The organism is Acidovorax sp. 35-64-16, assembly GCF_002281195.1.
In the GTDB taxonomy this organism is placed as follows: domain Bacteria; phylum Pseudomonadota; class Gammaproteobacteria; order Burkholderiales; family Burkholderiaceae_C; genus Acidovorax; species Acidovorax defluvii.
In genome coordinates this window covers 161145-176311 of sequence record NZ_NCFM01000005.1, presented here as the reverse complement: position 1 = coordinate 176311, position 15167 = coordinate 161145, and the positions used below count along the sequence as shown (strand labels likewise).

The following is a 15167-nucleotide window of genomic DNA, read 5'->3' as shown; positions in this document are numbered from 1 at the left end:
ACCGCGGACGCGGCTGGCCAGTGCAGTCATGGGTTTGGTTGTGTTTTTGCTATCTTTTAAATAGCTGATTGCGCTTGTATTTCAAGGGCTAAAGGCACACTTGGCATGTAATTTAACCTGGGTGACCAAAAGGGGCTTTAGGTGGCGGGCGCATGGTCACGCGGTGGGTTTGGTTGCAGTAGCTAGCATTTGCATGCCAACCTGAGTCAGGCGGTATTGCTGCAGGCGGCTGTGAGGTTTTTCTGGAAGGGTCATTTCTATGTGCCCACGGTTCAACAGGGCGCGCACCTGTGCGTTCAGTTGCCCCGTTACATTGCGAAGACCCAGTGCCTCTGCGATGTGGGATTTGCTCAAGGGGCCGCCGTTTTGCAGCGCGGTGAGCACACGGATATCCAATGACTCTGCCTTTGACTCTGTCTTTTCTACGTTGCCCGGATGTGGCGGGGGGCGTTGCACCACGGTTTTGAATTGGTTGGCGGCGGGGTTGTCTTGCAGCACGATGTTTTCCCAGGCTTGGGCGGCGCGTGGAATACCTGTTCCCAAGCCCTGATAAGGCAGGATGTGAAATGCGTACCCGGCCAACAGGGGGTTGCGCAGGCGCGATACGCCGTAGCGCAGTTGGGTGATGTCGCTGTGGTGGCGCGTGTATTCGCCATTGGCGATGCGGGTTTGCAGGGCCTGGGGTGTCATGGGGTTGGCCCCTTCTTTGCATCTTGCGCACTGCGCCCGGGTTGCAGCATGGCTTGCATTTGTCGCCCTGCCTCGGTCAGGCGGTATTTTTGCAAGCGGCTGCGTGGTGTGTCTGGCAGGGTCATTTCGATAGCGCCCAAGGTTATCGCGGCCTGCTGGTAGCGCTGGCGAAAATGCTTTTCGTCCCTGAGGCCGAGTTGTTGCATCAGTTCTTGCCGGGTCATCTCGCCTTGCAGCAGTGCGAGCATCCGTAGGACTTCGGGGGTGACTTCGGGGGTGACTTCGGGGGTGACTTCGGGGGTGACTGACTTGGCGATTTGCACAGCGGTCTGCCGACTTTCTTCGGTTCGTTTGAACATCATCCGAAATCCGCCCTGAAAATTCTCCAGCTCTGGCGGTGACAGGCCTGCGTTTTCGCAGGCGGCCAGGATGCGCTGGATGCCGCCGCCGTAGCGCTCGATCAGCCCCAGGTCAAAAAAGACTTGGGCAATCAATTTGTTGCGCGGGTGCGAGGCATGCACGGGGTTGAGCAAATCGGCCACGCTCACGCCAAACGGTAGCGTGCCGGGGCTCCAGATTTGCAGGCTGTTTTCAAATATCTTGATCTGTATGTCGGCTGTGTTGCCGTAGTCGCGGTGGCAGATGGCGTTGATCAGCGCCTCGCGCAGGGCCACGAGGGGGTAGTCCCATATTTCTTGCCGGGCGGGTGCGCCGGTAATTTCAAAGCGCACATGCAGGTTTTTCTGCATGAAGGCCATGGCCTCTTCCACCTGGTCAATCAGGGTGCCCGCGATGATGCGGTGGTCCATGATGTGCACTAACTGTTGCAGGCGGCCGGCATGCACCACGGCCTGCGTCAGCGGTGATTGCGGGGTGTTGCCAAACAGCAGGATGGCGGCGCGGGTGATGGCGGTGTCGGACTGCACCAGCTCCAGCTTTTGCAGCACCTGCCAAGGGTCGTCATGCTCGGCAAAATTGCGCCGCCCTTGTTGTGTGGCGTTGCGCATGTAGCGGCGCACGGCATCCAGATCTAGGTCAGCGCGGGTTTTGCGGGGTTCGATCAGTGCGTCCATGCTCTGGCCGGTGCTGGCGAAGTGCATGGCGGCTATTTCTGCGGTTTGCATCACCCGCGTGGTGCTGCCTGCGCGGCGGTAGCTGCGGCCCCGGGTGGCCACGGGTTTGAGCGGCACCTCGCTGATTTGCAGTGCCACCACCTCACCAGCGCCCAAGGTCACACGGTAGGCAGCGGGCACCACAGCGGGTTCTGTGGCCGTGGCGATGCGGTTGACGTAGTCGCGCAAGGCTTCTTTGCCCCAACGTTCGCCGGTGATGTGGGCGTCGTCGCGCACGCCCATCAGGATGGTGCCGCCATGCGTGTTGGCAAAAGCCACGGCGGTTTCAATCACGTCGGCGCCAAAGCGCTCCTTGAACTCCAGGGTTTCGCTTTCTCCGGCGCGCAGCAGGGCGCTGATGGCGTCGGCGGTCAGCATTGCGCCAGCCATTTCCCAACAGGCACACAGGGCACGACGTTGACATCCCGCTTGAACTGGTGGCGCGTGTCTTCGCCGTTGGCGATGCGGGTTTGCAGGGCCTGGGGTGTCATGGCTGCGCGATGTACCAGGGCATGGCCTGGGCGACGCCGGCGCGCAGGTCCCACAGGGGCGCGTAGCCCAGCAGGCGCTGGGCCTTGCCGATGTCGGCCTGGCTGTGGCGCACATCGCCGGCACGGAAATCCCGGTATACGGGGGCTTTGGCGTAGTGCACGCCCTGGGTGGCCAGGGCGGCCTGCAGTTCGGCAAACAGGCTGTTGAGGGTGGTGCGACCGGAAACGGCCACGTTGTAGACCTGGTTCACGGCGTCGGGGTTTTGCGCGGTGGCGGCGAGCAGGTTGGCCTGCACGGTGTTTTCAATAAAGCAGAAGTCGCGGCTGGTTTCGCCGTCGCCGTTGATGAATACGTCGTCGCCCCGGATCATGGCGGCCGTCCATTGGGGGATAACGGCGGCGTAGGCCCCATCGGGGTCTTGCCGGGGGCCAAACACGTTGAAGTAGCGCAGACCAATGGTATTGAAGCCATAGCAGCGGGCGAACACGTCGGCATACAGCTCGTTCACATATTTGGTGACGGCATAGGGGCTGAGGGGTTTGCCAATGGTGTCTTCGACCTTGGGCAGGCCGGGGTGGTCGCCATAGGTGCTGCTGCTGGCAGCGTAGGTAAAGCTTTGCACGCCCTGCCCTGCGTTGGCGTCGCGCGCGGCCACGAGCATGTTGACAAAACCGGTGATGTTGGCGGCGTTGGTGGTGATGGGGTCTGCCAAGCTGCGCGGCACGCTGCCCAGGGCGGCCTGGTGCAGGACGTAATCAATCCCGTCACAGGCGCGCTGGCAATCGGCCAACTCGCGAATGTCGCCCCGAATAAAGTTGAAGTTGGCCCACTGTGCGGGGGCGACAAGGGTTTGCACTTCATCAAGGTTGCGTTGGTGGCCGGTGGCAAAGTTGTCTAACCCGACCACGCGCTGGTCGAGTTTGAGCAAGGTTTCCAGCAGGTTGCTGCCAATGAAGCCGGCCACGCCGGTCACAAGCCAGGTGCGGGGGGTGGCGCGCAAGTGGGTTTGCAGGGTTTGGTAGGCGGTGGGTTCTTGCATCTTTATTAATTTTGATAGCTTCTAACGATTATTGGGTAAGCGCTAGAGGCCTTTTTTACTAATTTTTTATCTGCCCAAAACGGGTGTGGCGGCCTACCTGCAAGCGCAGCACCCAACATTCCGGCAATGGGGGTCAGAGCACGAGTTTCGCTGCACGAAATCGTGATCTGACCCCCAGTGCCTGCGCCGGTCGTGGGCGCTTGCCTGAGCTGTGCGGTTTTACAGCCGACCATCGGCCGCGCCCAGCGGCAGGATGCCTTTGACATCGAACAGCACGGCGCCGCTTTGGCCCAGGGCCTTGATGCCGGCCTCGCCCAACTCCACAAACTGGTGGTGCCCCACAGCCAGCACGATGGCGGCGTATTGGCCGGGCGCAGGCATATCGGACAGGCACTGGAGGCCGTATTCGTGCTGGGCCTCGGCCACGCTGATCCAGGGGTCGTACACATCGACCTGCGTGTTGTAGCTCTGCAGGGTGCGCACGATGTCCACCACTTTGGTGTTGCGCACGTCGGGGCAGTTTTCTTTGAAGGTGAGGCCCAGCACCAGCACGCGGCTGCCCAAAACGGGCAAGCCCTTGCGCAGCATGAGCTTGACGGTTTGGTCGGCCACATGGCTGGCCATGCCGTCGTTGATGCGGCGGCCGGCCAAAATCACCTCGGGGTGGTAGCCCACTTCTTGCGCTTTGTGGGTGAGGTAGTACGGGTCCACGCCAATACAGTGGCCGCCCACCAGGCCGGGGCGAAAGGGCAAAAAGTTCCACTTGGTGCCGGCGGCCTGCAGCACTTCGAGGGTGTCGATGCCGAGCTTGTGAAAGATCAGGCTCAGTTCGTTCATCAGTGCAATGTTCACGTCGCGCTGGGTGTTTTCAATGACCTTGGCGGCTTCGGCCACGCGAATGCTGCTGGCCTGGTAGGTGCCAGCGGTGATGATTTGGGCATAGAGCTGGTCAATGGCCTGGGCCGCCTGCGGGGTGCTGCCGCTGGTCACTTTTTTAATGCTGGGCAGACGGTGCTGTTTGTCACCGGGGTTGATGCGCTCGGGGCTGTAGCCGCAAAAAAAGTCGTGGTTGAACTTGAGGCCACTCAAGCGTTCGAGCACGGGCACGCACACTTCTTCGGTGGCGCCGGGGTACACAGTGGATTCGTAGATGACCACGTCCCCGACTTTGAGGGCCTTGCCCACGGTTTCGCTGGCTTTGATGAGCGGGGTCAAATCGGGGCGGTTGGCCTCGTCCACAGGTGTGGGCACGGTGACGATGAACACCTGGCATGCCTGCAGGTCGTCTGCCAGGCTGCTAAAGCGCAGGTGGGCGGCGGTTGCCAGCTCTTGGGGGCTGCATTCGAGGGTGTGATCTTTGCCGGTTTGCAGCTCGGCAATGCGGGCGGTGTTGACGTCAAAACCCAGCACCGGGCGTTGTTTGCCAAATTCGACCGCCAGCGGCAAGCCCACGTATCCAAGGCCAATGATGGCGATGGTTTTGTCGTTGAGGTTCATGCGTTTCAGAGATTCAAATTTTCGAAAGTTCACCCTGGGGTGTAAGGTGCCGAGCGTAAATATGCTCAGGTATCAACGTGCGATTTTTGCCATTCAAAGCATTAAATACCGCTCAAAATTCAAAAAATCGCAACTTTAAGGTGTCAATCGGCAGGCATCATACTGGCAGCACGTTGCAGGGCCATGCCACCCGTTGCCAACGGGTACGCCCGAGTCAAGGGGGGCGGTGACAGCGTTTGAGTCAGCGGGTGCAAGGTTTCAGCGCGGGCGGGCGTTTTTGGTGCATCGGTGATAATGCCCAGCCTTGCAGCAGCCCTTGGCTGCAATTGCCCAGTTGACAGGAACCTGAATGCGAACACACTTTTCTCACGCCATCTCAAAGCCTGGGCGATGGGCCGCTGCCCTGCTGTGCCTAGCCCTGAGTGGCGCGGCAGCTTGGGCGCAGGCCAGCACCCCCCCCACCAACTCCACCACCATGGCACCCGCCCAGGCCCTGCCCATCAAGCCGCTGGCGGCCGAGCAAATAGCCCCGATAGGCGCCACCCCCGGCATGGCAGATGCACAACCCTCTTCGATTGCGCCAGACTACAAGATCACCCCCAACGACCTGCTGGAGGTAGAGGTTTTTGGCGTAACCGAGCTCAAGCGCACGGTGCGGGTTAACTCTACGGGGCATGTTTCGTTGCCGTTGATTGGCATGGTGCAAGTGGCCGGGCTTACCCCGGCAGACGCCGAGGCACTGCTTGCGGTGCAATACGGCAGCAAGTATCTGCAAGACCCGCAAATTTCTATCTTCATCAAAGAGTTCACCACCCAGCGCATTACGCTGGATGGTGCGCTGGTCAAGCCTGGCATTTACCCGCTGACGGGTCAGATTACGCTGCTGCGGGCGCTGGCGTTGGCAGGCGGGGGCTCGCAATTGGCCGACATGGAGCAGGTGATGCTGTTTCGCATCACCCCGCAGGGCCAGAGCCTGCTTGAGAAACACGATGTGCTGAAAATTCGCAAGGGCGAAGCGCCCGACCCGCTGCTGCAAGGCGACGACGTGGTGGTGGTAAACCGCAATGGGGCGCGCGCAACGTTGCGCGATTCGCTGTTTCGCGACATTCTGGACACGCTCAACCCCTTCTCCAGCACCTATCGCAACGCCGTTACGAACTAAAGCCGGCCTTTGCTGAGCTGCTGCCTCCCGATACGAAATTTTTGCCCCTAAATGTCACAAGACCATCAGCCTACAAACCCAGAGCGCTTGCCCGCACACCACAACGGCCAACCCGCCCAGCAGGCCTTGGCCATGCGCGGCAACTATGGCTTGGGCATGCCCAACGAGGGCCGTGGCGCCGAGCCCGAAGCCGAAGACGACACCATTGACCTGCGCGACATTTGGCGCCTGATCGTCAAGCACAAGTGGCTGCTGGTGTCGATGGCCACGGTGGGCTTGCTGGCGGCGCTGCTGCTGAGCTTTATTCGCACACCCCTTTACCTGGCCTCGGCCACGGTGCAGGTGGACAAGCGTGCCGCACGCGTGGTGCAGTTTGGCCAAGAAGCCGACGCCAATGCCGACCTGGATGACCGCACCGGCATGGGCACGCAGCTAGAGCTGCTTCAAAGCCGGGTATTGGCCGAGCGGGTAATTGACGAGCTGCGGCTTGACCGCCAAGGCCTGCCGCAGGACCTGCCCGCCACCACCGCACCGGGAGCCGAAGAAGAGGCCGACCCCACCGAGGGGGAGCCCGCCAATACCGGCTGGATGGCGGCGGCCGGCAACATGCTGGGCAAAATCAAACAAAGCTGGGACAAGGTGCGCCAGCCGGCCACCGACAGTGCTGAGCGCCTTAACCGTGAACAGGTGATTGCCGCATTCGACAAGACGGTAACCATGGAATTGGTGCGCAATTCGCGCATGATCAAGGTGAATGCAGAAAACGCCAACCCACAATTGGCGGCACGCATTGCCAACTCGGTCACACAGACCTTTATTGCGCTCAACCTTGAGCGGCGGCTGGAGTCTTCGTCTTACGCCAAAACGTTTTTGGAAACCCAGTTGGGCCTGACCAAGGCGCGACTCGAAGAGTCTGAGCGCAAGCTCAACCAGTTTGCACGCGACCGCAACATTTTGACGCTGGATGAGAAAACCAACGTGGTGAACCAGACGTTTACCGATTTCTCGACGGCGCTGGCCAAGGTGGAGCAGGAGCGTTTCAAGGCCGAGTCGGAATACGAGACGATGCGCAAGACGCCCGACACGGCCCGCCAGGTGCTGGATAGCAAGACGATTCAGGACTACAAGTCTCAGCGCAGCAAGCTGGATGCCGAATACGAGCAAAGCGCCAAGATCTACAAAGACGACTTTCCCAAGATGCAGCAGTTGCGCGCCCAAATCAATGATCTGGACGGCAAGATCAAGACCGAGGTGAGCAGCATATTGGCATCGGTGAGCAACAATTTTGAGATGACCAAACGGCAGGAGGCCCTGCTGCGCTCGCGCCTGGATGAAACACGCCGCCAGATTGTGCAGGGGCAAGACCAGAGCGTTGATTACAACCTGCTCAAGCGCGAGGTGGACACCAACCGCGAGCTTTACAACGGCCTGCTGCAGCAGGTCAAGCAAGTGGGCGTGGCTGGCGGGGTGGAAAGCAACAATATCCAGGTGGTGGACAAGGCCGAGGTGCCGCTGTTCCCCCACAAGCCCAAGATTGCACTGAACACGGCCATTGGCCTGCTGGCAGGGCTGGTGTTGGGCCTGGGGCTGGTGTTTTTGATGGAGTCGATGGACGACTCGATCAAGTTTGCCGACGAGGTGGAAAAGATTCTCATGGTTCCGCTGCTGGGTGTGATTCCAAAAATCAAGCAAAAGGGCGACCAAGCCGCGAGCATGGCCTTGCAGGCGCAGCACGACCCGCGCGGCCATTTTGCCGAGGCCTACCGCTCGGTGCGCACGGCGCTGCAGTTCTCCACCTCTGAAGGGGCGCCACGGCGCCTGGTGGTGACCAGCACGGCCAAGAACGAGGGCAAATCCACCACGGCAATGGCACTGGCCATCAATTTTGCGCAGCTGGGCCTCAAAACGGTGCTGATCGACGCTGACATGCGCAACCCCACCATCCACAAATACCTGGACTTGGGCAACACCAACGGTCTGTCGAACTTTTTGTCGGGCCACAGCACGGCAGGGACTTTGCCCCAGGTCACGGAAGTCCCCAACCTGCACGTCATTACAGCGGGGCCCATTCCGCCCAGCCCGGTGGACTTGCTTACCGGCCCCAAGTTGGGCGAGCTGATGGACTTGCTGCAGGCCGATGGCGTGCAGTTCATCATTCTGGACGGCCCGCCCGTGCTAGGACTGGCGGATGCGGTGGTGCTGGGTAACCAGGTGCCTTCGGTGCTGTATGTGGCGCAAGCCAGCCTGACGCGCAAAAGCCATATCAAGGATGCCTTCAGACGCCTGCGCATGGCGGGCATTGTTCCGCGGGGTGTGGTGCTCACCAAGACCACCGCGCAAAACACCGCGTATTACACCTAAGACAATTACTATGGCTATGGTGCAGACCAGGCGCCCGGCGGCGACAAGGGCACTAAAACCGAGCCCGTGCTGCGCAGGGCCTGATTTTCACGCCGCCAAGCCACTGCAGCACCATGGAACATCTGGCCAAATTACTGCTGGACTTTGATAGCGCGCCTGGCAAATACCTTGTGCGCCTGCGCGAGCCGCGGGCGCTTTTTGACGAGTTCGACGTGATTGCCCAATGGGCGCTAGACCGCTTGCCCGAGTCTTTGCAGGACAGGGCCACCGATCTGAAGGCGGCGGCGGTGCTGTTTATTCAGCGTGCCTGTTTTGCGCCGGACAACACTTACTACCAGGTACTGGGTTTGCGGCACCAGGCTTACCCGTCGGATGAGTTGCGTGCACGCTACCGCACCATGATTCGACTGGCGCACCCCGACATGGGCGTGAAGGGCTTGCCTGCCAACGCGGCCAGCCTGGTCAACCGTGCCAACGCAGTGCTTTCTGATGCCGCACAGCGCCGTCTTTACGATGAACAGTTGGCGCGCCAGGCGGCCACCAAAGTAGCACCGTCCACACCCTTGCGGCCCAAGGCCCATTTAGTGGAGCGCCACCACGGCATGTCCGAGCGGTTTCGGATGTTCAAGGCCCAGCACCCCAATGTGCTGCAGCGGGGCTTGATGACGGCCGGCTTGGCAGCCCTGGTGGTGAGCGTGCTGATATGGGCAGCCCAAGATTCGAACGACAGCCGCATGCTGATAGTGGCGGCAGGGCGCCCCTCTGTAGCACCCGCGCCCTCTCAGGCAGAACGAGCGACAACCGCGCATCAGTCCACCGAGCTGGTCACGCGCGAGGCCATCAAGCTGGGGACCATAGCCACTCCGATCCAGCCGACCCAGCCTGCCGCCTGGGGACCTGCGCCAGTGCAGAGCGCCCTGGACACCGATGCGAGTTCAGGCCCTGCGATTCCCCAGACACGGGTTCATAACGCGGCACAGTCTGTTTCGTCTGTGCGTGAAGCCATGGGCGCGCCGCCCTTGGATGTTGCAAACACCACACCACCCGTCGTGCAGCCGGTGCGGGTGGATGCCCCATTGGCTGCACCCGCCCCGGCCCACAAGGCTGCTGCGGCCCCTGCGCCCGCGCCAGCTGCCGTTTCACCAGTGCCACCACCCGTGCCAACCAGCGTGATTGCCGCCGCTGCACCTGTGCCGACGGCTGCTGTTGTACCGCAGGTAGCGGCACCTCCGGCGGCGGCCCAGCAGCCCGCCCCTCCCGCATGGAACGTGGATGCGCCAGGCGCAATGATGTACCTGACCGAATTGGTGTCCAAGCTCGAAAACCCCTCAGAGGCCCGGCGCGTCAATGCGTACCTCAAGAGCATGAAGGTAAAGGGCTCATTGCTGGCACCCGCCTTGAGAACCCTCAGCGACCGGCCTGATTTGCAGGTTCGCCCGTCGCAGTGGATAGAAAGTACGAAGCCCGGAGTGCTGAGTGTTCAGGGCACGGTATTGGCACAGCCCCGGGCACCCGAAACAGCCGATGCCCGCACGCTGCGTTTTCGGGTGGTGGCGGAGTTTCATGGCACTGCGGAAGGCACCATGCTTGCGGTGTTGGATTTCAAGGAAGGCGATTGACTTTGCCCCTCCGGTTCAAACTCCCTTTTGGACTGTGGCTTGGGCTGTGGCTGTGCATGGCCGCCCTGGTGTGCTGGCAGGCCTGGCCTCAACAGATCGAGCGCGGCTGCTGGCTTGATGAGTGGCCTTTTGAAGCCGGCTGCGAGGCTTGGCCGGCCAACTCCGAAAGAGCCGAAGCACCCGAGGTGTTCCAGCGACAGTTGCAGGCCAATGTGGGTGATGCGCACGCGTATGCCCGGCTAACGCATGCTTGGTGGCTTCAAGAGGATGCACGGGCACAGTCGCTTTTGACGCAGGCCCGCAAGTTGGCCCCCTACGATCCACGTCTGCTTGCGGTTTTGGCCACCTTCAGCCTGGAGCAGAACGACTGGCCTGTTGCGGCGCAGACCCTGGTGCAGATGGTGGAGCGAGGCAACGCAGAGGCTCGAAAACCGCTGATGGCACTGATGCTGGATCCGGCAACGCAAGATGCGGTGCTGGCGCAGCTGAATGCAGATTCACGCTGGCTGGATGTAATGCTGGCCTCGATAGACCCCAAGGCCCCCCCTGCGATGCTGCAGCGGTTTGTGAGCGAAGGACATGCGCTGGGCATTGTGCGCACAGGCACGGTGCTCAACATGGTGGACAAGCTCAAGCGCAGTGGCGACTGGATGGATGCCTATACCCTGTGGGTGGCATTGCGGCAAAAAGTGGACAGCGACTTGAACAACCCCGGTTTCGATCAACGCTCGCTGCGGCGAGGTTTTGACTGGGAGTGGCCCCAGCAGCCGGCCTCCAGGCGGGGAATGCGGGTGAATCAGGTGCCCGCGTCGCCACGGGCGGGATCCATGCTGGAGGTAGAACTGACCGCGCGTGCGGCCCTGCCCCAAGCCATAGTGAGCCAGACCCTGGTGCTGTTGGGCGAGCGCTATCGATTCAAAGGCAAATACATGAGCGACCGCATGCGCACAAAGCAAGGGTTGGCCTGGGCGCTGCGCTGCGGCAACGGCGGCGAGCGTTGGGCACAGACCCCGGACTTGGTGGAAACACAGCGCCAATGGCAGAATTTTGAAATTGAGTTTAGAGTTCCTCAAGAATGCTACGGCGTTGTTCGTTTGCAACTGGAAACCGCAGCACCGTGGGAGGCCCGGGCCGGCATCTCTGGCCAGGTGTATTTTGATGATTTTGAACTGAAGCCCCTGAGCACTGCCACCGCGAATGATTGACCTGCACACCCACATCCTCCCCGGAATCGACGACGGCGCGAAAACGCTGGAGATTGCGCTTGAAATGGCACGCATCGCGGTCGAGGACGGCACCAGGGTAATGGCGTGCACGCCACACATCTACCCGGGCCTGTACATGAACGACAGTGCCGGCATTCACGCAGAGCGGGACAAGTTGCAGAAAGCCCTGGATGTTTTTCAAATTCCGCTGCAGCTTGTGGTGGGCGCCGATGCCCATTTGGTGCCTGAGCTGCTGGAGGGGCTGCAGTCGGGCCGGGTGCCGACACTCAATGGTTCGCGCTATTTTTTGCTGGAACCGTCGCACCATGTGGCCCCGCCGCAATTCGAGAATTCGGTTTTTCAGATTATGGCTGCAGGATTTGTACCTGTGATCACCCACCCTGAGCGGCTTGTCTGGATCGAGCACCACTACTCCACCTTTATCGACCTGGCGCAACGGGGCGCATGGCTGCAGCTCACGGCTGGCTCTGTTGTCGGCAAGTTTGGCAAGCGGGCCCGCTACTGGAGTGAGCGTCTTCTGAGTGACGGCATGGTCCACATGATTGCCAGCGACGCCCACACCACGGCCAAGAGAAGCCCCCAGATCTCGGACGCCCTTCCTGCCCTGGAATCGGCAGTGGGCAAGGAAGAAACGCAGCGCCTGGTGAACGGCAGACCGCAGGCCATTCTGGACGACGTGGACCCAGCGCAGGTCCACCCGGTGCCCGCAATGCTGGGCCCCACCGACCAGCGCACCAGCTTCAAGCTGCCATGGCACAAGCGGCTTTTGGGAATGCGCTGATTGCCGGTGCATTTTTCTACAGCATTGCCGCTGCGGAACGATTTTTGGCGGCGCCGCGCACCTTGCAGGAACAGTGAAATTCCAGACCACTCCCGCGTGAACTTTTATTCGCACAAGGGAGGATAAGAATGATGCGTGGTTTTGAAGCTTGCAGGGAGTGTGCCGCTTAACCGGCCTGGCTGGAAATGCTCTCCGGGCTATCGCCTTGAGGTTGCGAAATCGAAAGCCGGTTGCGCCCTCCATGCTTGGCTTCGTACAGGGTTTCGTCGGCGCGGGCGATGAGTTGCTCCATCGTTTCGTCGGGCTTGAGCGTAGCCAGGCCCAGCGACAGCGTGACCTTGCCAACATCTGCGTCGTGATGGGCTTCAACGCGGTGCCGAATGCGTTCGGCCAACAACACGCCTGGCGCCTGCTCGCAATGTTCGAGCAGCACCAGAAACTCTTCACCACCCCAGCGAATGACGCAATCTCGGCTGCGAACCGCCGAACGCAGGATGTGCGCTACATCGCGAAGCACGCGATCACCCGCCAGGTGGCCGAAGCGGTCGTTGACCTGCTTGAAGTGGTCAATGTCACAGACAAGCAGCGTGAGTGACCGGCCGTGCTTGTGTGCCGCGAGGATGGCCTTGCCAAGGGTCTGCTCACCATAGCGACGGTTGTGAAGGCCGGTGAGCTTGTCGTGACTTGCCTCGTGAAGAAGGCTCTGCTCTTTCTCCACGCGTTCGGAGATGTCCTTGCTGACGCTCACATAGTGGGTTACGCGCCCCTTGTCGTCGCACACTGGGGAAATGCTCTGCTCAGAGTGGTAAAGCGAGCCGTCGCGCCGCCGATTGATGAAGGTGGCCCGGAAGTCTTTTCCGGCATCAAGGGATGCTCTCAGGGCACGGTAGAAAGCCTCATCGTGCGCTCCGGACTGAAACATGGCCGGCGTTCTCCCCCGCACTTCATCGACGGTGTACCCAGTGACTTTCGCAAAGGCCGTGTTGACGAAGGTGATCCGTGCACGCGCATCGGTCAGCACCACAGGGTCGCTGGTGGCGTCGAGCGCACGCGCAAGCAGCAGGTTCTCTTGTGCAGCGCGCACGATATCGGAAATATCTTGCTGCACGGACACAAAATGCGTGAGCACACCTTCGTCGTCGCGCACCGGGGAGATATTCCAGTGCACCACGTAGCTCGCGCCATCCTTGCGGTAGTTGATCGTCGTGCCCTCGAAGTACCGAGCCTCCTTGAGGCAGGCGCGCAGGTCATCAATCACGGCCGGGTCGGTGTCAGGGCCTTGGAGAATCTGGAGCGTGCACCCGCGCAACTCGTCCAGCGCATAGCCTGTCATCGCACAAAAGGCTGGATTGGCGAACTGCACACGGTAACCCGCCAAACGATCGGCGTCGGTGATGACGATGGCATTCCAGGACTGCATGAAGGCAGCCTTGAACAAACTCAGCTCAGATGTGGTCATGCTTTGCAGTGGTTTGGGTACCAACTTGGGACTGTAGCCTCAGTGCCCGCGAGTCCACTGGCCAGGCCCCGAACATGGCGGTTTCACATGGTAACCACGCCAGTGTCGGACGCGGTGCGACCTGCCTGTACCGACGCCAAAAGCAAAAAAGGTTTGCTGCTAAATTAATAGCAACAAACCCTTGTGCATACTGGCGGAGAGGGTGGGATTCGAACCCACGGTAGTGTTGCCACTACGCCTGATTTCGAGTCAGGTACATTCGACCACTCTGCCACCTCTCCTGTGTGTCGAAGCCTGCGATTCTAGCAGGATTTTTCAGGGGGCCAATACGGCAACCCCGCCCATGTAGGGCCGCAGCGCTTCCGGAATCGTCACGCTGCCATCGGCCTGCTGGTAGTTTTCCAGCACGGCCACCAGCGTGCGGCCCACGGCCAGGCCCGAGCCGTTGAGGGTATGCACCAGTTCGTTCTTGCCCTGGGCGTTCTTGAAGCGCGCCTGCAGGCGGCGGGCCTGGAAGGCCTCGCAGTTGCTCACCGAGCTGATCTCGCGGTAGGTGTTCTGCGCGGGCAGCCACACTTCCAGGTCATAGGTCTTGGCGGCGCCAAAGCCCATGTCGCCGGTGCACAGGCTCATCACGCGGTAGGGCAGGCACAGCTTTTGGAGCACGGCTTCGGCGTGGCCGGTCATTTGCTCCAGCGCTTCGTAGCTCTTGTCTGGGTGCACGATCTGCACCATCTCGACCTTGTCGAACTGGTGCTGGCGGATCATGCCGCGCGTGTCGCGGCCATAGCTGCCCGCCTCGGAGCGAAAGCACGGCGTGTGGGCCGTGAGCTTGATGGGCAGCTCGGACTCGGCCACCACCACGTCGCGCACAAAGTTGGTCAGTGGCACTTCGCTGGTGGGGATGAGATACAGCGCGGCATTGTCGGGCACGGGCTCACCGTCCTGGCCACCCTTCTTGGCCGCGAACAGGTCGCCTTCAAACTTGGGCAGCTGGCCGGTGCCCTTGAGCGAATCGGCATTCACGGCGTAGGGTACATAGCACTCGGTGTAGCCGTGCTCCTGGGTCTGCACGTCCAGCATGAACTGGCTCAGGGCACGGTGCAGGCGGGCGATCTGGCCCTTCATCACGGTAAAACGCGAGCCCGAAAGCTTGACGCCCATGTCGAAGTCCAGGCCCAGCGGCGTGCCCACGTCCACATGGTCTTTCACCTCGAACGCAAAGGTGGCGGGGGCGCCCCAGCGGCGGACTTCCACGTTGCCCGCCTCGTCACTGCCCACGGGTACGGATTCGTGCGGCAGGTTGGGCACGGCAGCCAGCATGGCCTGCAACTCAGCCTGGATCTGCTCCAGCCGCGCGGCGGATTGTTCCAGCTCGACCTTGGACGCTGCCACCTGGGCCTTGGCGGCTTCGGCGCCGTCTTTGTCACCCTTGCCCATGAGCATGCCGATCTGCTTGGACAGCTGGTTGCGCTGGGCTTGCAGCTCTTCGGTGCGGGTCTGCAGCGTCTTGCGCTCGGATTCCAGCCCCTGAAACGCTTCCACGTTCAGGAAGGCCTGGGGTTTTTTGCGGGTTTCCAGGCGCGCGATGGCGGTGTCGAGGTCTTTGCGGAGAAGAAGAATGTCAAGCATTGCTGGATTTTAGTTCCCCCCTGAGTCGCTTCGCGCCTTCCCCCGAGGGGGACGCACCCGGTGGCCCGGCAAAGCCGGTTCCACGGGTGCACTGGCA

The 15167-nt window shown here is 61.2% G+C and carries 11 protein-coding genes and 1 tRNA gene; 5 read left to right on the top strand and 7 right to left on the bottom strand.

Going from position 1 to position 15167, the window contains the following annotated elements:
* Positions 1 to 156 precede the first annotated feature (156 nt).
* From B7Y64_RS06355 to tviB, 4 genes are all read right to left on the bottom strand, one after another.
* Entirely contained in the window at positions 157 to 690 is a 534-nt protein-coding gene (locus tag B7Y64_RS06355) for a Fic family protein (RefSeq protein WP_291324604.1), read from the bottom strand.
* Positions 687 to 2180, bottom strand: coding sequence for a helix-turn-helix domain-containing protein (locus tag B7Y64_RS06350; protein ID WP_291328548.1), 1494 nt, complete (start codon positions 2178 to 2180; stop codon positions 687 to 689). The genes B7Y64_RS06355 and B7Y64_RS06350 overlap by 4 nt, the downstream gene beginning before the upstream one ends.
* Before the next feature lie 109 nt (positions 2181 to 2289).
* Positions 2290 to 3333 (bottom strand): NAD-dependent epimerase/dehydratase family protein, encoded by a 1044-nt coding sequence (locus B7Y64_RS06345; RefSeq protein ID WP_291324602.1) that lies wholly within the window; start codon positions 3331 to 3333, stop codon positions 2290 to 2292.
* A gap of 219 nt (positions 3334 to 3552) precedes the next feature.
* Complete coding sequence (gene tviB, locus B7Y64_RS06340) at positions 3553 to 4830, bottom strand: Vi polysaccharide biosynthesis UDP-N-acetylglucosamine C-6 dehydrogenase TviB (protein WP_291324601.1); 1278 nt, start codon at positions 4828 to 4830, stop codon at positions 3553 to 3555.
* Positions 4831 to 5305: 475 nt separating this feature from the next.
* Here tviB and B7Y64_RS06335 point away from each other — a divergent pair, with 475 nt between their 5' ends.
* The 5 genes from B7Y64_RS06335 to B7Y64_RS06315 all read left to right on the top strand — a co-directional run bounded on the left by B7Y64_RS06335 (position 5306) and on the right by B7Y64_RS06315 (position 11979).
* The gene (locus B7Y64_RS06335; RefSeq protein ID WP_291324600.1) at positions 5306 to 5992 is read left to right on the top strand and encodes a polysaccharide biosynthesis/export family protein; all 687 of its coding nucleotides are present in this window, start codon (positions 5306 to 5308) and stop codon (positions 5990 to 5992) included.
* Positions 5993 to 6079: 87 nt separating this feature from the next.
* On the top strand, positions 6080 to 8353 hold the full coding sequence (locus B7Y64_RS06330; RefSeq protein ID WP_291328546.1) for a polysaccharide biosynthesis tyrosine autokinase: 2274 nt from the start codon (positions 6080 to 6082) through the stop codon (positions 8351 to 8353).
* A 113-nt stretch (positions 8354 to 8466) separates the two neighbouring features.
* Positions 8467 to 9972 (top strand): DnaJ domain-containing protein, encoded by a 1506-nt coding sequence (locus B7Y64_RS06325; RefSeq protein ID WP_291324598.1) that lies wholly within the window; start codon positions 8467 to 8469, stop codon positions 9970 to 9972.
* The gene (locus B7Y64_RS06320) at positions 9969 to 11177 is read left to right on the top strand and encodes a hypothetical protein (RefSeq protein ID WP_291324597.1); all 1209 of its coding nucleotides are present in this window, start codon (positions 9969 to 9971) and stop codon (positions 11175 to 11177) included. The genes B7Y64_RS06325 and B7Y64_RS06320 overlap by 4 nt, the downstream gene beginning before the upstream one ends.
* Complete coding sequence (locus B7Y64_RS06315; protein ID WP_291324596.1) at positions 11170 to 11979, top strand: CpsB/CapC family capsule biosynthesis tyrosine phosphatase; 810 nt, start codon at positions 11170 to 11172, stop codon at positions 11977 to 11979. Before B7Y64_RS06320 ends, B7Y64_RS06315 begins: the two co-directional genes overlap by 8 nt.
* A 166-nt stretch (positions 11980 to 12145) precedes the next feature.
* Here the strand turns inward: B7Y64_RS06315 and B7Y64_RS06310 are convergent, their stop codons facing one another.
* The 3 genes from B7Y64_RS06310 to serS all read right to left on the bottom strand — a co-directional run bounded on the left by B7Y64_RS06310 (position 12146) and on the right by serS (position 15070).
* Positions 12146 to 13438, bottom strand: a complete 1293-nt coding sequence (locus B7Y64_RS06310; RefSeq protein ID WP_291324595.1) for a diguanylate cyclase — start codon at positions 13436 to 13438, stop codon at positions 12146 to 12148.
* A 191-nt stretch (positions 13439 to 13629) separates the two neighbouring features.
* A tRNA-Ser gene (locus B7Y64_RS06305) sits at positions 13630 to 13719 on the bottom strand.
* Between the two features lie 34 nt (positions 13720 to 13753).
* Positions 13754 to 15070, bottom strand: coding sequence for a serine--tRNA ligase (serS, locus tag B7Y64_RS06300; protein WP_291324594.1), 1317 nt, complete (start codon positions 15068 to 15070; stop codon positions 13754 to 13756).
* Positions 15071 to 15167: the final 97 nt, after the last annotated feature.

Excerpts from the sequence above, each read along its gene's own strand:
- B7Y64_RS06355 (WP_291324604.1), bottom strand. The coding sequence starts at position 690 with ATGACACCCCAGGCCCTGCAAACCCGCATCGCCAATGGCGAATACACG.
- B7Y64_RS06350 (WP_291328548.1), bottom strand. The coding sequence starts at position 2,180 with ATGCTGACCGCCGACGCCATCAGCGCCCTGCTGCGCGCCGGAGAAAGC.
- B7Y64_RS06345 (WP_291324602.1), bottom strand. The coding sequence starts at position 3,333 with ATGCAAGAACCCACCGCCTACCAAACCCTGCAAACCCACTTGCGCGCC.
- tviB (WP_291324601.1), bottom strand. The coding sequence starts at position 4,830 with ATGAACCTCAACGACAAAACCATCGCCATCATTGGCCTTGGATACGTG.
- B7Y64_RS06335 (WP_291324600.1), top strand. The coding sequence starts at position 5,306 with ATGGCACCCGCCCAGGCCCTGCCCATCAAGCCGCTGGCGGCCGAGCAA.
- B7Y64_RS06325 (WP_291324598.1), top strand. The coding sequence starts at position 8,467 with ATGGAACATCTGGCCAAATTACTGCTGGACTTTGATAGCGCGCCTGGC.
- B7Y64_RS06315 (WP_291324596.1), top strand. The coding sequence starts at position 11,170 with ATGATTGACCTGCACACCCACATCCTCCCCGGAATCGACGACGGCGCG.
- B7Y64_RS06310 (WP_291324595.1), bottom strand. The coding sequence starts at position 13,438 with ATGACCACATCTGAGCTGAGTTTGTTCAAGGCTGCCTTCATGCAGTCC.
- serS (WP_291324594.1), bottom strand. The coding sequence starts at position 15,070 with ATGCTTGACATTCTTCTTCTCCGCAAAGACCTCGACACCGCCATCGCG.